The sequence below is a fragment of the Paenibacillus wynnii genome, from assembly GCF_000757885.1.
Taxonomy (GTDB): domain Bacteria; phylum Bacillota; class Bacilli; order Paenibacillales; family Paenibacillaceae; genus Paenibacillus_AQ; species Paenibacillus_AQ wynnii.
In genome coordinates, this window is sequence record NZ_JQCR01000002.1 from 2683259 (window position 1) to 2708026 (window position 24768).

Below are 24768 nucleotides of genomic sequence, written 5' to 3' on the forward strand. Positions count from 1 at the left end.
AGTTATTTGTCTGGTTTTTGGTGAGTATAGGTGTTTTTTTAATTTATAGTTGTACTGAATACACTTATCGCACGTGGAGTTGGTCATATGCTCCAAATAGGTGTAGAAAGTGCAACTAAAGTAGGCTCATCCTTCCCTGCATAGGAGAAGTGATGAGCCTTTTCTTTTGTAGATTGAAGTACGTTATCCCCTAATCATTAATCGGCAGCCCATTCCTCCAGCTTATCGTCATCTGGCAGCAGCAGGGCTAATAACCCCAATAGCGGCAGGAAACCGCAGGCAACAAACACCTTCGTAATCCCTATATAATCGATAAGATTGCCGATGACCAAAGATCCGATGCCCCCTAGCCCAAATGCGAGTCCGGTAATCAGACCCGAGATGGTACCGATATTCCCTGGATACAGCATTTGTGCATATATGACTGTAACCGAGAAGCTGGACAGTAGGACAAAGCCGCCGATCAATAACAGGACACCAGCCCAGAACTGGTTAACAAAAGGCAACACCAATGCAAACGGAACGGTTCCTACCATTGACATAAGGATTAGATTCCGACGTCCGAATCGGTCTGCCAGCGGCCCGCCGAAGAAGGTACCCACAGCCCCAGCAGCCAGATACATGAAGATATACACTTGAGCATTATCTAGAGACATTTTGTAATTATCCATTAAGTAGAACGCATAGTAACTACCGATAGAAGCTCCGTACCAAGATCGAACGAATACCAGAAAAACAAGAATGATCGTTGCATTCAAAATACTTTTGCTACGGGCGGGATCGATTTTACGGACAGATGATTTCTTGCGGAAGGTATAACCGTCTTTAAGCATATCTCGGTACCAGCGGGCTACGTAAGTCTGAACCGCTACCCCGGCTGCTGCGACTATGGTGAAACTTAACGCTCCCATTTGCCCGAAGGGGATGAATATCCACTTAGTCAGCATCGGCCCCAATGATTGACCTGCATTTCCACCTACCTGAAATATGGATTGAGACAGTCCCTTGCGCAGACCGGCAGCCATGTGAGCGACACGCATGCCTTCCGGATGAAATGTAGCCGAACCCACTCCAATGAGCATTACAGAGATTAGGACGAGTGTATAATTGCCGGCATAAGCTAAAAGCATTACTCCCGCGAACGTGCAGCACATTCCTAACGGAAGCAGAATCGGTCGAGGCTTGCGGTCTGCGGCATACCCAATAACAGGTTGGATCACGGATGATGTCATATTAAGGGCGAAGGAGATCCAGCCTACTTGAGCGAAGGATAGCAGCATGTTTTCTTTTAGAATCGGGAAGATCGCCGGAATGACAGCTTGAATGGAATCATTGAATAAATGAACAAAGCTAACGGCCAGTAAAATACGGTATATCGTTGCCTGCTGCAAATTACGGGACTCTGTATCCTCAACCCCTTTCGGGGAAGCAATGGGTGTTGAGTTATTTTTCATTTTAGCTCCTTCTCGTACTATATAATGAGTCTATGAATGTATGAACTTTCAATAACCCTATTTTAGCCACTTGTGATGCATTATGGAAACCTAAATGTATAGTTATTATGGAAACTGGGTCGGTAAGATTTATTTATCAAAAAAGGGTTGCAAAGATTCAATCCGCATGGTATATTATTTCTTGTGCTTATGAGGCATCGTTGATGTGAAGCAAACGCGATGAAGAAATAAGTTGACGAAATACAATGAAATATGTTATACTATGATTCCTGTGCATGAGAGAAATAACTCGATTGCAGAGACAAGTTCTTTGAAAACTGAACAAATGGAACGCGTTAATTTTTAATAGATTCATTTAATGAATCGTCAGTTTCAAAATGAGCAATCGCTCTTTCTAAATACAATTTGGAGAGTTTGATCCTGGCTCAGGACGAACGCTGGCGGCATGCCTAATACATGCAAGTCGAGCGGAGTGATTTTGAAAGCTTGCTTTCAAAATCATTTAGCGGCGGACGGGTGAGTAACACGTAGGCAACCTGCCCCTTAGACTGGGATAACTACCGGAAACGGTAGCTAATACCGGATAATTTCTTTCCTCACCTGAGGAGAGAATGAAAGACGGAGTAATCTGTCACTGAGGGATGGGCCTGCGGCGCATTAGCTAGTTGGTGAGGTAACGGCTCACCAAGGCGACGATGCGTAGCCGACCTGAGAGGGTGAACGGCCACACTGGGACTGAGACACGGCCCAGACTCCTACGGGAGGCAGCAGTAGGGAATCTTCCGCAATGGGCGAAAGCCTGACGGAGCAATGCCGCGTGAGTGATGAAGGTTTTCGGATCGTAAAGCTCTGTTGCCAGGGAAGAACGTCCGGTAGAGTAACTGCTATCGGAGTGACGGTACCTGAGAAGAAAGCCCCGGCTAACTACGTGCCAGCAGCCGCGGTAATACGTAGGGGGCAAGCGTTGTCCGGAATTATTGGGCGTAAAGCGCGCGCAGGCGGCTATTTAAGTCTGGTGTTTAAACCTTGGGCTCAACCTGAGGTCGCACTGGAAACTGGGTGGCTTGAGTACAGAAGAGGAAAGTGGAATTCCACGTGTAGCGGTGAAATGCGTAGATATGTGGAGGAACACCAGTGGCGAAGGCGACTTTCTGGGCTGTAACTGACGCTGAGGCGCGAAAGCGTGGGGAGCAAACAGGATTAGATACCCTGGTAGTCCACGCCGTAAACGATGAGTGCTAGGTGTTAGGGGTTTCGATACCCTTGGTGCCGAAGTTAACACATTAAGCACTCCGCCTGGGGAGTACGGTCGCAAGACTGAAACTCAAAGGAATTGACGGGGACCCGCACAAGCAGTGGAGTATGTGGTTTAATTCGAAGCAACGCGAAGAACCTTACCAGGTCTTGACATCCCGATGTAAGCATTAGAGATAGTGCCCCTCTTCGGAGCATCGGAGACAGGTGGTGCATGGTTGTCGTCAGCTCGTGTCGTGAGATGTTGGGTTAAGTCCCGCAACGAGCGCAACCCTTATGCTTAGTTGCCAGCACATTATGGTGGGCACTCTAAGCAGACTGCCGGTGACAAACCGGAGGAAGGTGGGGATGACGTCAAATCATCATGCCCCTTATGACCTGGGCTACACACGTACTACAATGGCCGGTACAACGGGCTGCGAAATCGCAAGGTGGAGCGAATCCCAACAAAGCCGGTCTCAGTTCGGATTGCAGGCTGCAACTCGCCTGCATGAAGTCGGAATTGCTAGTAATCGCGGATCAGCATGCCGCGGTGAATACGTTCCCGGGTCTTGTACACACCGCCCGTCACACCACGAGAGTTTACAACACCCGAAGTCGGTGGGGTAACCCGCAAGGGAGCCAGCCGCCGAAGGTGGGGTAGATGATTGGGGTGAAGTCGTAACAAGGTAGCCGTATCGGAAGGTGCGGCTGGATCACCTCCTTTCTATGGAGAATCGTTTCCTGTAACGGAAACATTCGAACAGAAGCGTAAGCTTCTAAAAAACGCGTATCCATTTGTTCAGTTTTGATGGAATTTGAGGGGCCATAGCTCAGCTGGGAGAGCGCCTGCCTTGCAAGCAGGAGGTCAGCGGTTCGATCCCGCTTGGCTCCACCAATAAACCATCTATTTTGTATGTCTAAAATAACTAAAAATGCAAGAAACCGTCTGTAATTTTAACGGTAATATTCGTTAAGATTTAACAGAAACTTGATCCTTGAAAACTGGATACCGAAACGAATTTGCGTTTTAGAACATCTTATTACTGTAATTTGTGCAAACAAGTGAAGTGAAATTATGGCTTAGCGGAGATTTTCGATTGTGTAAACAAACGAAACATCAAAGCGTTGGTTAAGCTAATAAGAGCACACGGAGGATGCCTAGGCGCCAGGAGCCGACGAAGGACGTGGCGAACAACGAAACTGCCTCGGGGAGCTGTAAGCAAGCTTTGATCCGGGGGTGTCCGAATGGGGAAACCCAGCTGTGGTAATTCGCAGTTACTCATACCTGAATACATAGGGTATGTAGAGGCAGACCAGGGGAACTGAAACATCTAAGTACCCTGAGGAAGAGAAAACAATAGTGATTCCGTCAGTAGCGGCGAGCGAACGCGGAACAGCCTAAACCAAGGGGCTTGCCCCTTGGGGTTGTGGGACGTCTCACATGGAGTTACAAAGGAATACAGTAGATGAAGAGGTCTGGAAAGGCCCGCGATAGAGGTAAAAGCCCTGTAATCTAAACTGTGTTCTCTCCGAGACGGATCCCGAGTAGTGCGGGGCACGTGAAACCCCGTATGAATCCAGCAGGACCATCTGCTAAGGCTAAATACTACCTGGCGACCGATAGTGAAACAGTACCGTGAGGGAAAGGTGAAAAGCACCCCGGAAGGGGAGTGAAATAGAACCTGAAACCGTGTGCTTACAAAAAGTCAGAGCCCTATCTATGGGTGATGGCGTGCCTTTTGTAGAATGAACCGGCGAGTTACGTTTAACATGCAAGGTTAAGTCGAGAAGACGGAGCCGCAGCGAAAGCGAGTCTGAATAGGGCGATTTGAGTATGTGGACGTAGACCCGAAACCGTGTGATCTACCCCTGTCCAGGGTGAAGGTGCGGTAACACGCACTGGAGGCCCGAACCCACGCATGTTGAAAAATGCGGGGATGAGGTGGGGGTAGCGGAGAAATTCCAATCGAACTCGGAGATAGCTGGTTCTCCCCGAAATAGCTTTAGGGCTAGCCTCGGTATTAGAGTAGTGGAGGTAGAGCACTGATTGGTTGCGGGGCCCGCAAGGGTTACCAAGATCAGTCAAACTCCGAATGCCATATACTTATTGCCGGGAGTCAGACAGTGAGTGCTAAGATCCATTGTCGAAAGGGAAACAGCCCAGACCATCAGCTAAGGTCCCCAAGTGTGTGTTAAGTGGGAAAGGATGTGGAGTTGCACAGACAACCAGGATGTTGGCTTAGAAGCAGCCACCATTGAAAGAGTGCGTAATAGCTCACTGGTCGAGTGACTCTGCGCCGAAAATGTAACGGGGCTAAACACACCACCGAAGCTATGGCTAGATACTAAGTATCTGGGGTAGGGGAGCGTTGTATATACGTTGAAGGTATACCGTGAGGAGTGCTGGAGCGTATACAAGTGAGAATGCCGGTATGAGTAACGAAAAGATCAGTGAGAATCTGATCCGCCGAAAGCCCAAGGTTTCCTGAGGAAGGCTCGTCCGCTCAGGGTAAGTCGGGACCTAAGGCGAGGCCGAAAGGCGTAGTCGAAGGACAACAGTTTGAAATTACTGTACCACCGTAATCCGCTATGAGCGATGGGGTGACGCAGGAGGGTAGTGACGCGGACTGATGGAAGTGTCCGTCTAAGCAGTGAGGCTAATGTGTAGGCAAATCCGCACATTATTAGGCCAGGCTGTGATGGGGAGCGAAAATTGTAGTAGCGAAGGTCATGATCTCACACTGCCAAGAAAAGCCTCTAGCCAGGAGAAGGTGCCCGTACCGCAAACCGACACAGGTAGGCGAGAAGAGAATTCTAAGGCGCGCGGAAGAACTCTCGTTAAGGAACTCGGCAAAATGACCCCGTAACTTCGGGAGAAGGGGTGCCCCGGTAGTGTGAATAGCACGAGGGGGCCGCAGTGAAAAGGCCCAAGCGACTGTTTAGCAAAAACACAGGTCTGTGCGAAGCCGCAAGGCGAAGTATACGGGCTGACGCCTGCCCGGTGCTGGAAGGTTAAGGGGAGCGGTTAGGAGCAATCCGAAGCTGTGAACCGAAGCCCCAGTAAACGGCGGCCGTAACTATAACGGTCCTAAGGTAGCGAAATTCCTTGTCAGGTAAATTCTGACCCGCACGAATGGCGTAACGACTTGGGCGCTGTCTCAACGAGAGATCCGGTGAAATTTTAATACCTGTGAAGATGCAGGTTACCCGCGACAAGACGGAAAGACCCCATGGAGCTTTACTGCAGCTTGATATTGAATTTGGGTACGATCTGTACAGGATAGGTGGGAGCCAGAGAAGTAGGAGCGCAAGCTTCTGCAGAGGCGACGTTGGGATACCACCCTGATCGTATCTAGGTTCTAACCTAGTGCCCTAATCGGGTACGGGGACCGTGTCAGGCGGGCAGTTTGACTGGGGCGGTCGCCTCCTAAAGAGTAACGGAGGCGTTCCAAGGTTCCCTCAGAATGGTTGGAAATCATTCGAAGAGTGCAAAGGCATAAGGGAGCTTGACTGCGAGACCTACAAGTCGAGCAGGGACGAAAGTCGGACTTAGTGATCCGGTGGTACCGCATGGAAGGGCCATCGCTCAACGGATAAAAGCTACCCTGGGGATAACAGGCTTATCTCCCCCAAGAGTCCACATCGACGGGGAGGTTTGGCACCTCGATGTCGGCTCATCGCATCCTGGGGCTGAAGTAGGTCCCAAGGGTTGGGCTGTTCGCCCATTAAAGCGGTACGCGAGCTGGGTTCAGAACGTCGTGAGACAGTTCGGTCCCTATCTGTCGTGGGCGCAGGAAATTTGAGAGGAGCTGTCCTTAGTACGAGAGGACCGGGATGGACGTACCGCTGGTGCATCAGTTGTTCCGCCAGGAGCATGGCTGAGTAGCTACGTACGGACGGGATAAGCGCTGAAAGCATCTAAGCGTGAAGCCCCCCTCAAGATGAGATTTCCCAATTAGTAAGACCCCTTGAAGACGACGAGGTAGATAGGTTGGAGGTGGAAGTGCAGCAATGCATGGAGCTGACCAATACTAATCGGTCGAGGGCTTATCCAAATATCTAAACGCAGATTTGTTTCGGATTCAGTTTTCAGGCGATCAAGCCTGAGCAAGATGTCGACCTTTATGGTTTGATATTTTCTCGCAGCGATTTCGAGAAGCGCAAGCTTCGAAAAATCATGTTTGGTGGCGATAGCGGAGGGGTTCCACGCGTACCCATCCCGAACACGACCGTTAAGACCTCCAGCGCCGATGGTACTTGGACCGAAGGGTCCTGGGAGAGTAGGACGTTGCCAAGCACATGAGACCACTGTTGATTCATTCAACAGTGGTTTTTGTGTTTTCTTTTTACCTGTGGAAATGCTGTGGATAAATTGCAGAAAAACACAGAAAACTTACAAACATGTGGATACATCTTTTAATCGACCCAAAACGCCAAATATGTGGGTATAGCAGGGTTCTGCGGGTATTTTTTTATGAAAAACACAAGTAATCCACGGATCAATGTGTATAGGTGAATGGGGTTGTGGATACATTCTTCTAAGATGTTGATAATTCGTCTGGCGGGTGTTCTTTACGCCGATTAATTTGAAACTTAAAACAGAGCCTGTTGATAACTTTTTCTATGAATAACTGGATGGTTTGATCTTTTGCACAAGTGGCCTTGCGCATCTGGATCTGCATCCATAGAATAAGAATAAATACATATTAATGAGGTGACATTTTTGAAGATCAGGCAGTTGCTTCCCGAGGAATTTGAATCCAGTATCAGGTTGTCTGAGTATGCTTTTCAGTACACTCTTTCAGAGAAGGCTAGAGAAAAGGCGCAGAAAAGATTCAAACCCGAGCGGGTATGGGGTATTTTTAATGAGGGAGAGCTAAGTGCTAAGTTGACATTACTGCCTCTGCAAGTATTCGTACAAGGGAGAGTCATTCCAATGGGTGGTATTGCAGGTGTGGCGACCTGGCCCGAGAACCGTAGACAAGGTCTTGTGGCTAAGTTGCTTACGCATGCGCTTGAAAAGATGAATGATTCTGGACAACTGTTATCCTTCTTACATCCGTTCTACGTACCCTTCTATCGTAAGTTTGGTTGGGAAATCTACTGTGAATATAAGAAATACACTATTCCTGTTGCAAAATTTCCGCTGAAGACCGAGATTGAAGGCAAAGTAAAGCGTGATGTGAATGATATTAATGTAATGAGTATTTTATATACTGAATTTGCCTCCAAGTATAACGGGACATTGGACCGTAGCCAGGACTGGTGGGAGAATGCAATTGTGAATGAGGAAGGCCATGATGCGGTTTTTTACTCAACGTTAGGTAAGCCAGAAGGTTATGTGCTGTATAAAATAGAGAACAAAGAGCTGATTATTGATGAGTTCATCTATTTAAATGAGCAAGCCCGCCGAGGATTGTGGAGCTTTCTATGCAATCATGACTCCATGATTTCTCAGGCTTTGCTGAAGTTGGTTCCGGCTGACGATTGCCTTCCCTACTTACTTCCTGATCCGCGCATTCCTCAAGAGAATTTTCCTTACTTTATGGCGAGAATTGTGAATGCTAAAGCATTTGTGGAAGGATATTCTTTTGCTGAAGGAGTTCAGGGTAAGGCTACACTTTGTATTAAGGATGATTATGCTCCGTGGAATGCCGGATTGTGGGAGTGGAATGTGTCAGGTGAAGGTCAATCGTCCCTGGTGCGTTCTGAGGGTGATTCTTCCCAAGCGGATTTGATCTGTGATATTGGAGCATTTACGGTTCTTTTGCTTGGCTATAAACGCCCAGAGGAGATGTACCGTTTTGGAGCTTTGACGGGTGACCCTTCTGCGGTATCCTGGTTGGAAAAGGCTGTTCCGCGGGCACAAACCGCTTTATTGGACTATTTTTAAATAGATAGGGTGTCATTTCATTGTTCAAAATGAAAAAATAAGAGGCATCCTCTTGGCATTCCCAGAGAATATGCTATAATATTAAATAAGTCAAAGAAAGTCAAAGTCAACGGAGTCAACAACTGGACAATAAGGAAATGCTAATAACCTAATTAATACCCACTGAGTATGTGAAGTACCGTGAAGTGGTCACACTAAGAAGGTCGAATGCACAAATATCAAGGAATGATTTCAGTTCATACGGTTAATTAGTAGCCTGGATTCGAAATTTTACTCTTTGGTTAAGCTTCCTTATAGGTTCTCGCCTTACAGGCGGTTGGTCGGTTGGACTCTAAGCTTATAACACTGGAGGATGAGTGATGCGTAATATCTCCGATATTATCGAACAATATCTGAAGAATATTTTGCATGAAAGTCCTGAAGGTACGGTGGAAATCCAGCGTAATGATCTGGCGGACCAGTTCTCCTGCGTACCGTCACAGATCAATTATGTTATTAGTACGCGCTTCACTTTGGAAAAAGGCTACCTGGTGCAGAGTAAACGCGGCGGCGGTGGTTATATTCGGATACAACGCTTTGAGCTTCCTCAGAATGTGGCGTTGTATGCGCATCTTAATCACACGATAGGCAGTGAAATTGACCAAAGTGCTGCAGAGGGGCTGATTTATCAGCTGGAGGAAGCCTGTTTTCTAAGCGAACGGGAAGCGTGTCTCTTACGTGCCGCCGTTTCCCGGGATTGCCTGACCATCAAGCTTCCGTACCGGGATGAGGTTCGTGCCAAACTTATGAAGGCGATGATCATTTCGTTATTGGGTAAATAATTGTCAATCTAAGGGAGGGACTCCGCCGTTATGCTCTGTCAGGAATGCGGTGTCAAGCAAGCAACACTCCACTTCACCAAAATTGTGAATGGGGAGAAAACAGAATTTCATATTTGTGAGAGCTGTGCTCGAGAAAAGGGTGAATTAATTCCAGGAACCCCGGGAGGCTTTTCCATCCACAGTCTGCTGTCGGGATTGCTCGACCTGGAAGGCCCGGGCAAAGAAAAGTCAGCCGCATCCAAGATTGCACAAACGCAAGCCTGCGTGGAATGTGGTATGACTTATTCCCAGTTCAGTAAACTGGGGCGCTTCGGTTGCAGCTCCTGTTATAAATATTTTAACAGTGGTTTGGATCCTCTCTTCAAGAGGGTACACGGAAGCACCTTGCATGTCGGAAAAATCCCCAAACGAGCCGGTGCACAAATTGTGGTAAGGCGGCAGATTGAGGAAATGAAGCAGGAACTCGGAATAAGTATTTTGCAGGAAGAGTTCGAGAAGGCTGCCGAGCTTCGGGACCACATACGCCGACTTGAAAAAGAAATTGCACAAGAGTAAAGTCTTTGATATATAGGGAGGACACGATATGCCAAGTCTTCGGTTCACCGAACAAGCACTCAGCGACTTTATGCGCAGTGGCGGCGGAAGCCATTCCGAGATTGTCATTAGCAGCCGTGTTCGGATCGCCCGCAATTTGCAGCACATTCCTTTTCCACTGCTGGCTTCATTAAAGCAATCAGAAGAGGTACTGGAGCAGCTTACTCCCGTATTTGGCGGAGAAGAGGCGACGGAATACGGTTCTTTTCAGTTGGTGAAACTTGTTGATTTAGAGGATCTGGATAAAAAGGTATTGGTGGAGAAGCATCTCATCAGCCCTAGTCTGGTCAATGAATCAAAGGGTGGGGCCGTCATGCTGAATGAAGATGAGTCCGTCAGTATTATGATTAACGAAGAGGACCATCTTCGCATACAATGTTTGTTTCCGGGCTTTCAGGTTCAAGAGGCCTGGGAACGTGCAACAGCTATCGACGATATTTTTGAAGAAACTGTTAATTATGCTTTTGATGATAAAAGAGGTTATCTAACCAGTTGTCCCACGAATGTAGGAACAGGACTTAGGGCTTCGGTTATGATGCATCTACCTGCTTTGGTAATGAGCCACCAGATCAATCGTATCCTGTCTGCGGTTAACCAAGTGGGCTTAACGGTAAGAGGGATTTACGGAGAGGGCAGTGAGGCGGTCGGGAATATTTTTCAGATTTCCAACCAGATCACACTGGGCCAGTCCGAAATCGAAATTATAGACAATCTTCAAAGTGTAGTTATGCAAATTATAGAACATGAACGAAATGCACGTGAACGTCTGCTTGCCGATTCCGCGCTGCGAATAACTGATCGAGTAATGCGCTCCTACGGTATTTTATCGTATGCAGCTGTACTTGAGCTCAAGGAATCGGCACAGCGATTGTCTGATATACGGTTAGGAGTTGACCTGGGTATACTTCAAGGCCCTTCAGTTTCAATAATGAATGAGCTGAACGTGAAGACGCAGCCAGGATTTCTGGAGAAGATGTTCGGCGATGAAATGAGCACTACCGAAAGAGATATGTACCGGGCGAAGCTGCTCAGGGAAACTTTGGGAACCAAAAATTAATTATAGATATTTATTATTCATGGAGGTGCAGGAGATATGATGTTTGGAAGATTTACGGAACGGGCACAAAAGGTGCTGGCGCTGGCGCAGGAAGAAGCCGTACGTTTGGGACATAACAATATCGGCACAGAACATATTTTGCTCGGTTTAATTCGTGAAGGAGACGGCATTGCTGCAAAGGCATTGATTGGTCTGGGTCTTGGTCTTGAAAAAATTCAAGATGAAGTAGAGCAATTGATCGGCAGAGGCCAGGAACAACCTACGAACATTGCTTATACTCCACGTGCCAAAAAAGTTATTGAGCTGTCCATGGACGAAGCCCGCAAGTTGGGACATACGTATGTAGGTACAGAGCATATTTTACTCGGACTTATCCGTGAAGGAGAAGGCGTAGCTGCCCGCGTTCTGAATAACCTTGGAATCAGCTTGAATAAAGCCCGTCAACAGGTTCTGCAGCTTCTGGGCAGTAACGATTCCGTATCTAGCCACAGTGGGGCGCCTGTCAACGTTAGCACACCAACGCTGGATGGTCTGGCGAGAGATCTAACGGCTTATGCCAAAGAGGGCCATCTAGACCCTGTTATAGGCCGCAGCAAGGAAATTGAACGTGTTATTCAGGTCCTCAGCCGACGTACCAAGAATAACCCAGTGTTAATTGGCGAACCTGGTGTTGGTAAAACAGCTATTGCTGAAGGATTGGCGCAAAAGATTGTTAATAACGAAATACCGGAAACACTGCGTGATAAACGTGTCATGACGCTGGATATGGGTTCAGTGGTGGCAGGTACGAAATACCGCGGTGAATTTGAAGACCGTCTCAAGAAAATTATGGATGAAATCCGTCAAGCGGGCAACATTGTACTCTTTATTGACGAGCTGCATACCCTAATCGGTGCTGGTGGCGCAGAAGGTGCAATTGATGCCTCCAATATCCTTAAGCCAGCTTTGGCTCGTGGAGAATTGCAATGCATAGGCGCGACAACTTTGGATGAATACCGTAAATATATCGAAAAAGATGCTGCATTGGAACGTCGCTTCCAACCGATTCGTGTCGATCAGCCTTCACCAGAGGAAGCGGTACAAATACTGTTCGGATTGCGTGACCGTTACGAAGCCCATCACCGGGTTAAAATTACAGATGAAGCTATTGTGCAAGCTGTGAAGCTGTCCGATCGTTATATCCCAGATCGTTTTCTGCCGGATAAAGCGATTGATTTGATCGATGAAGCGGGCTCCAAGGTAAGACTGAACTCCTATACGATTCCACCGAATCTTAAGGAATTGGAAATGCGTCTGGATGATATCCGCAAGGAGAAGGACTCTGCTGTACAAAGCCAGGAGTTCGAGAAAGCAGCTGCCCTTCGTGATACGGAACAAAAAATCCGTGAAGAGCTGGATACCACTAAGAACCAATGGAAAGAAAAACAAGGTCGTACGGATTCCGAAGTGACACCGGAAGATATCGCACAGATCGTGGCTAGTTGGACGGGCATTCCAGTAAGCCAGTTGAAGGAAGAAGAGACGGACCGCCTGCTTAATATGGAGTCTTTGCTGCATCAACGTGTTATTGGTCAAGATGAAGCTGTCAAAGCAGTAAGCCGGGCACTTCGCCGAGCACGTGCAGGACTTAAGGATCCGAAACGTCCTATGGGTTCCTTTATCTTCCTCGGACCTACAGGTGTTGGTAAAACTGAATTGGCTCGCGCACTCGCAGAGGCCATGTTCGGTGATGAGAATGCCGTTATTCGTATCGATATGTCAGAATACATGGAGAAACACTCTACCTCACGTCTGGTTGGAGCGCCTCCAGGGTATGTTGGATATGAAGAAGGCGGACAGTTAACTGAGAAAGTTCGTCGTAAACCTTACTCCGTTGTACTGCTCGATGAAATTGAGAAGGCTCACCCGGAAGTATTTAATATTCTCCTGCAAGTACTTGAGGACGGTCGTCTGACCGATTCCAAGGGACGGGTTGTTGATTTCCGGAATACACTCATCATCCTAACCTCTAACGTGGGAGCGCAAGCTATCCGCAAAAACTCGACACTTGGCTTTACGGCAGTACAAGATGCGGGCGCGGATTACGGTAACATGAAGGGCAAAGTAATGGAAGAACTGAAGAAGAGCTTCCGTCCCGAATTCCTTAACCGTATCGATGAGATTATCGTCTTCCACTCCTTGGATGAGAAACATATTGCCGAAATCGTTACTCTTATGTCTGAAGAGCTGCGCAAGCGTCTGAAGGAATTTGATGTTGACTTCTATCTCACGGATCAAGCAAAGGCCTTCCTCGCCAAAGAAGGTTATGATCCTGCTTTTGGTGCCCGGCCTCTACGCCGCGCTATTCAGAAGCACATTGAGGATAGACTTTCCGAAGAGCTGCTAAAGGGTAACATTCAAAAAGGTGACTCACTTAACATTGATGAAGTCAATGGTGAGCTTGTAGTCACGAAGATTGAAGCTGTAACTCAAGAAGCTGAAGTGCAAGCAGAAAAGGAATAACTGACATTAGAAAGTCCTCGAACCGATTTGGTTCGGGGGCTTTTTTATGAATCCATTTCTTGGTTTGGTATTAATCCACTTATTAAATAACCTTTCGTTGAAGGGACAGAAATGGTAAACTTTGAAGGAAGATAAAAATATCCACAATTTTAAGTTTGAACATCATAGAGCATTGAGAATTGTGAAATAATGTAGTAAGCCGGAGGTAGCTGGTTGATTCCTCCGCCTTCAAATCGAAGGAGAACACATGGCTAAAGTAAAAACTAAATTTCAATGCACGGAATGTGGTTATGAGTCGGCAAAATGGCTCGGTAAATGCCCGGGATGCCAGGCATGGAATTCCATGGTAGAGGAAGTAGAAAGCAGTGCCGTCAAAACCCAAGGAATGAATGCTCCTATATTTCAGAGTAAAGAAAAGGCGCAATCGATCATAAATATAGAAAGCGACAAGGAGCCTCGTATTCTTACCGGCATCGGAGAACTTAACCGTGTGCTCGGCGGAGGCATCGTTCCAGGCTCACTGGTGCTGGTAGGTGGAGATCCCGGCATCGGTAAATCGACACTGCTGCTGCAGACTTCGCATGCTCTGACTGTGCAAGGTTTGCGGGTCTTGTATATATCTGGTGAAGAGTCGGTACGCCAGACAAAGCTTCGAGCTGATCGTTTGGGTGCCCTTTCCGCTGAATTATACGTACTCTGTGAGACCAATATGGAAAGCATCGAGGAAGCAATTGAGCAGATTAAGCCTCAATTTCTTGTCATCGATTCCATACAAACAGTTTATATGCCGGAGGTAACAAGTGCTCCGGGCAGTGTGACGCAGGTGAGGGAATGTACGACAAGATTTATGCGTATTGCCAAAATTCGCGGGATTGCTACGGTGCTTGTCGGGCATGTCACTAAAGAAGGCGCGATCGCTGGCCCGCGGCTGCTTGAGCATATGGTTGACTGCGTACTTTATTTTGAAGGAGAACGTCATCATACGTATCGATTGCTCCGGGCTGTGAAGAATCGTTTCGGTTCCACGAATGAGATTGGCATATTTGAAATGGGTGAGATCGGACTGACAGAGGTGGATAATCCCTCGGAGCTATTCTTGTCCGAACGTCCTTTGGGAGTGGCTGGATCAACGGTTGTAGCCAGTATGGAGGGTACGCGCCCGATACTCGTAGAGCTGCAGGCCCTTGTTGCTTCCACACACTTTCCTTCACCTCGGCGGATGTGTACGGGCATGGACCACCAACGTATGGCACTTATTATTGCCGTGCTTGAGAAACGCATGGGAATGTTCCTTCAGAACCAGGATGCATATGTCAATGTAGCCGGCGGGGTGAAGCTGGATGAGCCTGCCATCGATTTGGCAGTTGCCATTAGTATCGCTTCCAGCTTTCGCGATATTCCGACGAAGCCATTCGATGTTTTTTTCGGTGAAGTAGGGCTAACCGGTGAGGTTCGAGGAGTCTCGCGCGCGGAAATGCGTGTGAAAGAGGCTGCAAAGCTTGGCTTCCGGCGGGTGATCATGCCCGAGAAAAGCTTGAAAGGCTGGAAGCACCCAAAGGATATACAGATTATTGGTGTCAGCACTGTAGCAGATGCACTATCGGTCGCGTTAGATTAGGGGGCACAGGAAATAATGAAAGAATACAACCAACTGGATAATATGAATGACTTGCTCAGGCTGGCAGCGCCTGGGACACCTTTTCGGGAGGGTCTGGAGAATGTGCTTCGCGCAAAGACTGGAGCACTGATTGTTGTCGGATATAGTCCGGAGGTGATGGAAGTTGTCGATGGCGGATTTTCCATTAACTGCGACTTTTCGCCCAACTACTTGTATGAGCTGGCCAAAATGGACGGAGCAATTATCCTTAGTGAAGATTTAAAGAGGATATTGTACGCCAATACACAGCTGATTCCGGATTCCTCGATTTCATCCATTGAAACGGGAATTCGTCACCGAACAGCAGAACGTGTAGCCAAACAAACGGGTAAACTAGTGGTATCCATTTCACAAAGGCGGAATATAATCACCTTATACCAGGGCTCTATCCGCTACGCACTGAAAGAAATCGGGGCCATTCTAGCGAAGGCAAATCAGGCCATCCAGACGCTTGAGAAATATAAAGCCGTCCTGACTCAAGGACTTACCAATCTGTCCGCGTCAGAGTATGAGGGAGCTGTGACTGTACCTGAAGTAGTGGGTGTGATCCAGCGTGTAGAAATGGTTCTTCGAATTAAGATGGAAATTAAGCGTTACATCAATGAGTTGGGCAATGAAGGCCGATTAATTAGCATGCAAATGGAAGAACTGGTTGGAAATACAGAGGAAGAAGCATGGCTTCTTTACAGAGACTATGCAAGAGAAGAGGAAGAAGAAGAGATTCGGGAAATTATTGCCGGACTAAAAAGAGCCAGTGATGAAGAACTGATGGACGACAACCATATCGCTCGTCTTTTAGGGTATTCTCTAACGGCTGTTACATCAGAGGAAGCGGTAACGCCACGGGGATATCGTCTTCTGAATAAGATACCGCGGCTGCCAAATGTCATCATTCATAATTTGGTGGAGCGTTTTGAAATGCTGCCGAATCTAATGCGGGCGAGCATAGCGGAACTGGATGAAGTGGATGGTATAGGGGAAGTTCGTGCACGCAACATTCAGGACGGACTAAAGCGATTGCAAAAGCAAGTTCTTATTGACAGACAAATGTAAATATCATACAATCACGTAATGTTGGAGACGTTAAAGGCTCAATGAAAGTATAGAGGTGACGAAATGATAACAAAATCAATTCCGAGTCTGTTTACCATAGGTAATCTGATGCTTGGAATGTTTGCAATCATGATGGCGTTTGACGGTAAGCTCAGCATGGCCGCTATTATGATTATTATTGCAATGCTTTTAGACGGGCTGGATGGACGTGTCGCCCGCGCGCTTGGAGTGGAAAGTGAATTTGGCAAGGAGCTGGATTCTCTATCCGATGTTATTTCATTTGGCGCAGCACCTGCTTTTATTATGTATGTTACAAGCCTAAATGACTTGAATCCAGCTTTAGCTTGGACAGTAACTGCAATTTTCCCGGTTTTTGGAGCTTTACGCCTGGCCCGTTTTAACGTTCGGCCTGGGATTCCCGGGTATTTTATAGGTTTGCCGATTCCGGCTGCTGGTGGCGTGTTAGCGACATTAGCGCTGTTTCATAACGATGTTTCTGCCCCATTTATGATTGTTGCTACATTGCTTTTATCTTATCTGATGGTCAGCACTGTTAAATATCCAAATTTCAAAAAAATTGGATTACCCAAAAAGGCGGTTGTAGGTGCACCTTTAGTTATTGTAGTTGCGGTAGCAGTTGCAGTGGTTTTTCCTGAGCAAATTGCCAAGTTGATCTTTGTTCTTCTGGCTCTGTATGCCTTGTACGGTCTAAAGCAAAATGTGGATAGAATGACAGCCAGACGCCGTCACCGCCGCAGAAGACGTTCTGAAGAGAAGCTATATCACTCTAAGAACGGCTAAGCATAAATCTATATTCACTCTAATAAAATATGGGTACATTATAAAAAGGCTCTGCCATCCGATGAGGATGGCAAAGCCTTTTTTTGTGCAGAGATCATAGAAGATACTCTTAGGAAAGATTAAATAGTCCGAGCGTGGCACATTTTTGTGATTCCTTGACCACAACCTCGTCCATATCGATATTGAGTAAGTTGCATAACGCTGACATGTAGAATAGTTCACGACCGAGTTCGGAACCGATGACTTCGCGGCAGTTCTCACACAGTTCCCCTTCCACGTGAGTACCAGCCGTTTCCTTTGCCTGTTCGAGAGTATCACCAGGCTCAAAGACCTGCTTGGATGCATGCAGTTCGATACAACCGCATTCGGTGACTGCTTTAACGACGGCACGGTTGACAGAAGCGCTGCTTTGTCCATTTTTGGACAGGACATCCAGAAGACTTCGGTGACGGAGCAGCAATTCGGAAACTTGATCCTGAAAGGCCTGTAAACTTGGTGCGCTCATTATTCATTCACCCCTGGGTTCATAATTGAGTTCATTATATGCCACTCCACCTCATCTTTTCAACAAGGAATAAGGCATACACAAGACTTTATCTCCAAGAAGACCATTTATGTTAGAAAAAATACGAGTTGTACGATTACCGTCCTAAAAATTGGAACATACTGGTGAGGAGTAGACCAACTTGGTTGGAAGAATAAAGGAGGTGCGTAAAGAAATGTGGAAAAAAGTAATATTGTCTTTTGCCGGATTGTGCGGGGGATGGTTCGGTTATTCGTTATACCATATGGCAGTAAACGGATTTCCTGCTGGAATGGAACGATTATCTGCGGGTCTGCCAGTGGAAGGAAGCATTGTGTTTGCGATGCTGGGTGCCATTATCTTTTTGTTTGCTGGAACTCTGTGCGCGGAATGGGGAGGAACAAAGCTCCAAGAGGCAGTCCTGCATACTTCTCGTATACCAATGAATGATTTGGCCGCGGGAGTAACGGGACTCATAGGAGGACTTTTGTTGTCGCTCCTGCTTTATCCTAGTATGACCTGGATGGGAACAGCGGGACAGCTGCTTCAGGTGGTTCTAACTGTAGCGTGCGGTTACATAGGGCTGCGTGTAAGTCTGGCAAAAAAAGAAGAATTAGCATCTTTATGGACAAGCGGACGTTGGGGTCCCCCTGTAGAGCCTGAAGGTCGCGGCTTGGAAGAACACAAAATTTTAGATACAAGTGTCATTATTGACGGGCGAATTGCCGACATCTGCAAGACGGGATTTATTGAGGGTACGATTGTCATTCCGGAATTCGTACTCGAAGAACTACAGCATATTGCCGATTCATCCGATTTGCTTAAGCGTAATCGCGGGCGGCGCGGGCTGGACATACTCAACAAAATCCAGAAAGAGTTGGATGTAAAAGTATTGATCTATGAAGGGGATTTCGAGGAAATTTCCGAGGTAGACAGCAAGTTGGTGAAGTTAGCCAAGGTTTTGCGCGGTAAAGTTGTTACAAATGACTTCAACCTCAACAAAGTATGCGAGCTGCAAGGGGTATCTGTTCTTAATATCAACGACCTTGCTAATGCTGTAAAGCCGGTTGTTCTGCCGGGTGAGGAAATTATAGTTCAGGTCATTAAAGACGGTAAGGAACATGGTCAAGGTGTTGCTTATCTAGATGATGGGACTATGATTGTAGTGGAAGGCGGACGTGAATACATCGGCACAACCATGGAGGTACTGGTTACAAGTGTTTTACAGACCTCTGCAGGCCGAATGATCTTCGCCAAACCGAAGCTATTGGAAAAAGCACAATAGAACCGTCAGTAGAAGGGGTTGGAAATGCCTGCTAAACACGTTATGATAAGGCTATATGGGAAAGACAGGAGCCTTGATCATGTCAAACAGTGTTGGCGTCGTCATTGTGGCGGCAGGCAGAGGAACACGTATGGGGACGGCGGAGAGCAAGCAGTTTTTGCTGCTGCAGGACAAGCCGATTGTCGTTCATACGCTTGAAATATTTCAGCAGCATGAGCTGATCTCCGAGATCGTACTGGTTACCGGTGAAGAGGATATAGATCGCTGCAAGGAATGGATCGCAGACTATAAGTTGGACAAGGTAATCGCTGTTATAGCAGGGGGTACCGAACGGCAGCATTCCGTTTATAAGGGGCTGCTGCAACTTGGAACCCAGTGGGTAATGGTCCATGACGGGGTTCGCCCCTTTGTTCAACCCGAACAAATCGAAACCTGTTTCAGGCGTGCCGAGCAGGTTGGGTCATCTGTGCTGGCTGTACCCGTAAAAGATACTATTAAGCAGGTGGACGGCGCGGGCAGAGTAGTGTCAACGCCGGATCGGCGAAGTCTGTGGGCGATTCAAACCCCGCAGACTTTTCGTCTTTCTGAATTAAAAGTCGCCTATGAATTAGCAGAACGGGAAGGTTATGTCGGAACAGACGACGCAAGCTTAGCAGAACGGGCGGGGATCTCAGTTTCTGTAGTGGAGGGAAGCTACAGTAACATTAAGATAACTACTCCGGAGGATTTAGACTTTGCGGAATATACTAGAAGATCAAGAGGAGATGGACAATCATGATTGCTGTAGGACAAGGCTTTGATGTACATCAGCTTGTAGAGGGACGCCCATGTATCATTGGTGGTGTCACAATCCCTTACGAGAAGGGACTGCTGGGTCACTCGGATGCAGATGTACTTTTACATGCAGTGACCGATGCCATTCTGGGCGCACTTGGTCTGGGTGATATCGGCAGGCATTTTCCCGACACAGATGAGGCGTTTAAAGATGCAGACAGTCTTAAATTGTTGGAACAGGTCTGGGAAATGGCTCTTCAAAAAGGCTATCGCCTAGGGAACATAGATAATACCATTATTGCTCAAAGACCGAAAATGGCGCCTTACATTCCGCAAATGACGGAAATTATAGCCCGGGCATTGGGTGCGGATCCATCCAAGGTGAATGTGAAAGCAACCACTACGGAACAGCTTGGCTTCACAGGACGGGGCGAGGGCATTGCTGCCCAATCTATTGTCTGTCTGCTTCAAGATGTGATATCATCTTGAGATGGAAGATTACGACTAGTAGTTTTAAACATATGAAGCGGAGGGATTGAAATGGCGGATGAAGTCCGGGTGCGGTATGCACCAAGCCCTACGGGACATTTACATATCGGAAATGCCAGAACGGCTCTATTTAACTATCTATTTGCCCGTAATATGGGCGGTAAGTTTATTATTCGGATCGAAGATACCGATGTGAAGCGCAATGTTGAAGGCGGCGAAGAAAGCCAGCTGAAGTATTTGAAGTGGCTGGGCATGAGCTGGGATGAGAGTGTTGATGTAGGCGGAGAATACGGCCCTTATCGGCAGACTGAACGGCTTGATTTATACCGTGTTCATACGCAGGACTTGCTGGATCGTGGCTTAGCCTACCGTTGCTACTGCACGGAAGAAGAGCTGGAAGCAGAGCGGGAAGAACAAACTGCACGAGGAGAGACACCGCGTTATTCTGGTAAGCACCGTGATTTGACGGAAGAGCAGCGCCAGGCATTTGAGAACGAAGGCCGTATTGCGAGCATTCGCTTTAGAGTTCCAGAGGACCGCACTTATACTTTCGATGATATCGTGAAAGGCAGTATTTCCTTCCAAACTAAGGAAATGGGCGATTTTGTTATCGTGAAAAAGGATGGCATTCCTACTTATAATTATGCGGTTGCTGTTGATGATCATCTCATGAAAATCTCTCATGTTCTCCGTGGGGAAGACCATATTTCAAATACACCTCGTCAGCTTATGATTTATGAAGCCCTAGGCTGGGAAGCGCCCTTGTTTGGCCATATGACGCTAATTGTTGGGGATAACCACAAAAAGTTGAGTAAACGTGATGAGTCTGTTATTCAATTCATTGAGCAGTATGATGGATTGGGTTATTTGCCTGAAGCGATGTTCAATTTCATCTCTCTTCTAGGCTGGTCTCCTGAGGGAGAAGAGGAAATATTCAGCAAAGAAGAACTTATCTCTATATTTAATACAGACCGTTTATCTAAGAGCCCGGCCGTGTTTGACACAAACAAACTGGCGCACTTAAATAACCACTATATCAAACATACTGATCTTGGGCGGATTGCTGCACTAGCCATTCCGCATTTGCAGAAGGCTGGACGATTACCTGAGAAGCTTAACGAGGAAGAAGAGGCTTGGGCTAAGAGCCTTGTTGCACTTTATCAAGAGCAAATGACTTCTGCTTCAGATATTGTAGGTTTGTCGGAGATGTTCTTCCGTAGTCACTTGGAGCTGGATTCTGAAGGGGCTCAGATTCTTGCTGAGAGCCAGGTCCCGGAAGTTCTATCTGCATTACTTGCCAAAATTGAAGGAACTGAAGAATTCACTTCTGCTCATATGGCAGTCCTGATTAAGGAAGTGCAGAAAGAGACCGGACACAAGGGCAAGGCATTATTCATGCCGATTCGCGTGGCCTTGACGGGGCAAACCCACGGTCGTGATCTTAATGTGACGATTGCGTTATTAGGCAAAAACCGTGTTGTTGAGCGCCTGAAATCACAGATTAAAGGGGCTTAAGAATGTGTTAAAGGTACGGAGACCCTCTTGTCAGTCCCTACCCTTTTAGTTAAGATAGAAGAATATTAGAATAGCATTGATCAGGAAAAGTACGTGTACAAGGGCAGATGCCAGAGAGAATAACCAGGAAAAGGTCTTCCTTTTCAGGCTGAGAGTTATTCATTTGTCCACCGCGGAACATGCGCCTGTGAGCTGCACGGTTGAGCGAGTCTCAGTAGAGACCTGTTAGTTCGTGCCGGGAACGTTGCCGTTAAAGACGCCAAGTGGGACGATATTAATTCTATTGCTAGTACTAGCAATAGAATTAATATCGTCCAAGCAGAGTGGGACCGCGTTTAAACGTCTCTGCAGCATTATGCTGCAGGGGCGTTTTTTGTTGAAATTTAAGGGGAATTAATTAATTTCAGCAAACAACAACAAACCTGGATTTGCTGCATATTCATTTATGAGACAGATGGGCTGAAGAATACCTTCTTTGTGTACCTGTAAACAGGAGGCAAGGAATCAGGAAGAGGGGAACCGTGATGTTTAACAATATCAAGTCTGACATTCGGGCAGTATTTGACAATGATCCGGCTGCGCGCAGTTGGTTTGAAGTCGTATTCACCTATGCGGGGCTGCACTCTGTTTGGTGTCACCGGGTAGCCCACTTTCTTTTTAAGCATAAATGGTATACGCTGGCGCGGATGGTATCGCAAATTAGCAGGTTCATGACGGGTATTGAGATTCATCCCGGAGCTGTTATTGGCAGTAGGCTCTTCATTGACCATGGCATGGGGATTGTTATAGGGGAAACCTGTGAGATTGGTGATGACGTTATTATTTATCAGGGTGTCACCCTTGGGGGAACGGGTAAAGAAAAGGGAAAACGGCATCCAACGGTTGGCAACAATGTAGTTATTGGTTCGGGTGCAAAAGTGTTAGGTTCGTTCCGTATAGGCGATAATTCAAATATAGGCTCCAATGCGGTTGTTCTGCGCGAGGTACCTAATAATAGCACTGTAGTAGGCAACCCGGGACGTGTGGTAAAGCGCAATGGGGAGCGAGTGTCCGATCGGTTGGACCATGCCAAGATGCCCGACCCGCTTGTCGATTCTCTTCGTTTTTTGCAAAAAGAGATTGAAGAGCTGCGTGAACGGCTAGGCTCGGAAGATAAGCAAAAAACGGAACAAAGAAGAATAGAAAGCCAACAGTACATTGGAGACTATGAAATTTAGACAGAAAGGATGGGTAACAGCATGGCTTTACAAATATATAATACGATGTCTCGAAGTAAGGAGCCTTTTCAACCTCTCGAGGCTGGCAAGGTAAAAATGTATGTATGCGGTCCGACCGTTTACGGTTATATGCACATCGGGAATGCTAGACCCGTTATTGTCTTTGATTTAGTCCGTAATTATTTGGAGCAGCTTGGCAACGAGGTGCGGTTTCTTACAAATTTCACAGATGTGGATGATAAGATGATCCGTAAAGCGGAAGAGATGAATATTACTGTGGCAAAGGTTGCAGAAATATTTATTGATGCGTACCGTGAGGATATTGAAGGCCTCGGAGTAAAACCGGCTACTATGAATCCGCGGGTAACGGACAGCATGGACCTAATTATTGACTTCATCAAAGAACTGGAGCAAAAAGGGCATGCATACGAAAATGGCGGTGACGTATTCTTCCGGACTTCCACCTTTGAAAGCTATGGCAAGCTGTCTCGGCAGAATCTGAAGGAGCTGCAATTTGGAATTCGTGTGGATGTAGACTCGCGAAAAGAGAACCCGGAGGACTTTGTGCTGTGGAAAGCGGCGAAGCCGGGCGAGGTTTCCTGGAACAGCCCTTGGGGAGAAGGACGTCCCGGCTGGCATATTGAATGCTCAGCTATGGTTCGGGAATTTCTTGGCGATACCATAGACATCCATGGTGGTGGACAGGATCTGCAATTCCCTCATCATGAGTGCGAATGTGCACAGACCGAAGTGCTAACTGACAAGCCGATGGCAAACTACTGGATGCATAATGGATTTATTAATATCGGTGATGAAAAAATGTCGAAATCGCTCGGGAACGGCATGCAGGTTAAGGAAATTCGCCAGCGCTTTAAGGCAGGACCCATCCGTTATTTCATGCTTTCAACCCACTACCGCAACCCACTTAATTTCTCGGAAGAAGCTTTGCTTTCTGCAGAGAAAAGTGTTGAACGTATTTCAGTAGCAGCAGCCAACGTGAAACACCGTCTTGAACTGAATAGCAGTAGCGCTGAATCTGAAGTCAGCAGTGAAATAGAGGCCAAGATGTCTGAGATTCTTCAACATTTCCATGATAGAATGCAGGATGATTTTAATACACCGGATGCGATCACAGCTGTTTTTGATTGGGTCAGTGTAGCTAACGGACTGCTGGCTGGTGAAGTTGCTGCCGCTGCTGATCTTACAGCATTACTGAAGGCTTTTGACGAAATGAATTCGGTGCTCCGTTTGACGCCCGAGCTTACGGAGGAAGTGGCAGGAGAAGAAGTAGAGCGGCTTATTTCTGAGCGGATAGAGGCTCGTCAGAATAAAAATTGGAGCCGATCCGATGAAATTCGGGACGAGCTTAGTGCTATGGGTATCCTGCTTGAGGATACGCCGCAGGGAATGCGGTGGCGGAGAAAATGAACAGTGAGAATCCCCAAACTCCAGCCGTAGACGGATGGTTCCCTTATGAACCATCCAAGCCAGTAAAGCTGATTTCGCCTATTGTCTTAGCCTATATAGGAGATGCAATTTATGAAGTGGCGGTGAGGCAGTATCTGATTTCCCTTCCGAATCTGCGCCCTAATCATTTACATCGTTCAGCTACGGGTCTTGTATCCGCCAAAGCACAATGCACGATACTTCAATTTCTAGATAGCTCTATGCTTACGGAAGAAGAACGGGATGTAGCACGTCAGGGACGTAATGCTAAATCAGGAACCGTACCTAAAAATGCGGATGTGGCAGAATATCGCCATGCGACGGCTTTTGAATGCTTAATTGGTCATCTATACTATACGGGTCAGCAGGAAAGAATACAGAAACTAGTGCACAGTGGAATTGAATTTATGAATAGCCGGTAAGCAGTAACCGTCGGAATATACAACTGGAG

Annotated in this window: 17 protein-coding genes, 1 tRNA gene and 3 rRNA genes; 19 read left to right on the forward strand and 2 right to left on the reverse strand. The window is 47.1% G+C overall.

Going from position 1 to position 24768, the window contains the following annotated elements; all coding sequences use genetic code 11:
• Window positions 1-197 precede the first annotated feature (197 nt).
• Window positions 198-1454 carry an MFS transporter gene (locus tag PWYN_RS14535; protein ID WP_036652827.1) on the reverse strand — a complete coding sequence of 419 codons (1257 nt, stop codon included), beginning with the start codon at window positions 1452-1454 and terminating at the stop codon, window positions 198-200.
• Window positions 1455-1856: 402 nt separating this feature from the next.
• Between PWYN_RS14535 and PWYN_RS14540 the strand changes: the two genes are divergently transcribed.
• From PWYN_RS14540 to pssA, 12 genes are all read left to right on the forward strand, one after another.
• A 16S ribosomal RNA gene (locus PWYN_RS14540) occupies window positions 1857-3414 on the forward strand.
• Between the two features lie 95 nt (window positions 3415-3509).
• Window positions 3510-3585: transfer RNA gene (locus PWYN_RS14545), tRNA-Ala, on the forward strand.
• 232 nt (window positions 3586-3817) lie between these two features.
• Window positions 3818-6745: ribosomal RNA gene (locus PWYN_RS14550) — 23S ribosomal RNA — on the forward strand.
• Window positions 6746-6870: 125 nt separating this feature from the next.
• A 5S ribosomal RNA gene (gene rrf, locus PWYN_RS14555) occupies window positions 6871-6987 on the forward strand.
• The 16S, 23S and 5S rRNA genes sit together here with 1 tRNA gene alongside, the layout of an rRNA operon.
• A gap of 426 nt (window positions 6988-7413) precedes the next feature.
• Complete coding sequence (locus PWYN_RS14560; protein ID WP_036652829.1) at window positions 7414-8583, forward strand: GNAT family N-acetyltransferase; 1170 nt, start codon at window positions 7414-7416, stop codon at window positions 8581-8583.
• Between the two features lie 359 nt (window positions 8584-8942).
• A complete protein-coding gene (locus PWYN_RS14565) occupies window positions 8943-9404 on the forward strand; it encodes a CtsR family transcriptional regulator (RefSeq protein WP_036652831.1) in 462 nt (153 codons plus the stop codon).
• Between the two features lie 30 nt (window positions 9405-9434).
• Entirely contained in the window at window positions 9435-9959 is a 525-nt protein-coding gene (locus tag PWYN_RS14570; RefSeq protein ID WP_036652834.1) for a protein-arginine kinase activator protein McsA, read from the forward strand.
• A gap of 28 nt (window positions 9960-9987) precedes the next feature.
• A complete protein-coding gene (locus PWYN_RS14575; RefSeq protein WP_036652837.1) occupies window positions 9988-11055 on the forward strand; it encodes a protein arginine kinase in 1068 nt (355 codons plus the stop codon).
• Window positions 11056-11091: 36 nt separating this feature from the next.
• Window positions 11092-13557, forward strand: coding sequence for an ATP-dependent protease ATP-binding subunit ClpC (gene clpC / locus PWYN_RS14580; RefSeq protein WP_036652838.1), 2466 nt, complete (start codon window positions 11092-11094; stop codon window positions 13555-13557).
• 247 nt (window positions 13558-13804) lie between these two features.
• Window positions 13805-15175, forward strand: a complete 1371-nt coding sequence (radA, locus tag PWYN_RS14585) for a DNA repair protein RadA (RefSeq protein ID WP_036652840.1) — start codon at window positions 13805-13807, stop codon at window positions 15173-15175.
• A 15-nt stretch (window positions 15176-15190) separates the two neighbouring features.
• Complete coding sequence (gene disA, locus PWYN_RS14590) at window positions 15191-16267, forward strand: DNA integrity scanning diadenylate cyclase DisA (RefSeq protein WP_036652841.1); 1077 nt, start codon at window positions 15191-15193, stop codon at window positions 16265-16267.
• Window positions 16268-16330: 63 nt separating this feature from the next.
• Window positions 16331-17068 (forward strand): CDP-diacylglycerol--serine O-phosphatidyltransferase, encoded by a 738-nt coding sequence (gene pssA / locus PWYN_RS14595; protein WP_036652843.1) that lies wholly within the window; start codon window positions 16331-16333, stop codon window positions 17066-17068.
• A 109-nt stretch (window positions 17069-17177) separates the two neighbouring features.
• Here the strand turns inward: pssA and PWYN_RS14600 are convergent, their stop codons facing one another.
• A complete protein-coding gene (locus PWYN_RS14600) occupies window positions 17178-17573 on the reverse strand; it encodes a nucleoside triphosphate pyrophosphohydrolase family protein (RefSeq protein ID WP_036652846.1) in 396 nt (131 codons plus the stop codon).
• 214 nt (window positions 17574-17787) lie between these two features.
• On the opposite strand from PWYN_RS14600, the gene PWYN_RS14605 reads away from it, so the two are divergent.
• The 7 genes from PWYN_RS14605 to PWYN_RS14635 all read left to right on the forward strand — a co-directional run bounded on the left by PWYN_RS14605 (window position 17788) and on the right by PWYN_RS14635 (window position 24739).
• Entirely contained in the window at window positions 17788-18876 is a 1089-nt protein-coding gene (locus tag PWYN_RS14605) for a PIN/TRAM domain-containing protein (protein WP_036652848.1), read from the forward strand.
• Between the two features lie 79 nt (window positions 18877-18955).
• Window positions 18956-19654, forward strand: coding sequence for a 2-C-methyl-D-erythritol 4-phosphate cytidylyltransferase (gene ispD, locus PWYN_RS14610; RefSeq protein WP_036652851.1), 699 nt, complete (start codon window positions 18956-18958; stop codon window positions 19652-19654).
• Window positions 19651-20139: a 2-C-methyl-D-erythritol 2,4-cyclodiphosphate synthase gene (gene ispF / locus PWYN_RS14615; RefSeq protein ID WP_036652853.1), complete on the forward strand. Its 489-nt coding sequence runs from the start codon at window positions 19651-19653 to the stop codon at window positions 20137-20139. The genes ispD and ispF overlap by 4 nt, the downstream gene beginning before the upstream one ends.
• A gap of 51 nt (window positions 20140-20190) precedes the next feature.
• Entirely contained in the window at window positions 20191-21654 is a 1464-nt protein-coding gene (gltX, locus tag PWYN_RS14620) for a glutamate--tRNA ligase (protein ID WP_036652856.1), read from the forward strand.
• Window positions 21655-22178: 524 nt separating this feature from the next.
• Window positions 22179-22871, forward strand: a complete 693-nt coding sequence (cysE, locus tag PWYN_RS14625; protein ID WP_036652859.1) for a serine O-acetyltransferase — start codon at window positions 22179-22181, stop codon at window positions 22869-22871.
• A gap of 21 nt (window positions 22872-22892) precedes the next feature.
• Window positions 22893-24299, forward strand: a complete 1407-nt coding sequence (gene cysS / locus PWYN_RS14630) for a cysteine--tRNA ligase (RefSeq protein ID WP_036652862.1) — start codon at window positions 22893-22895, stop codon at window positions 24297-24299.
• Entirely contained in the window at window positions 24296-24739 is a 444-nt protein-coding gene (locus tag PWYN_RS14635; protein WP_036652865.1) for a Mini-ribonuclease 3, read from the forward strand. The genes cysS and PWYN_RS14635 overlap by 4 nt, the downstream gene beginning before the upstream one ends.
• The last annotated feature ends 29 nt before the right edge of the window (window positions 24740-24768 follow it).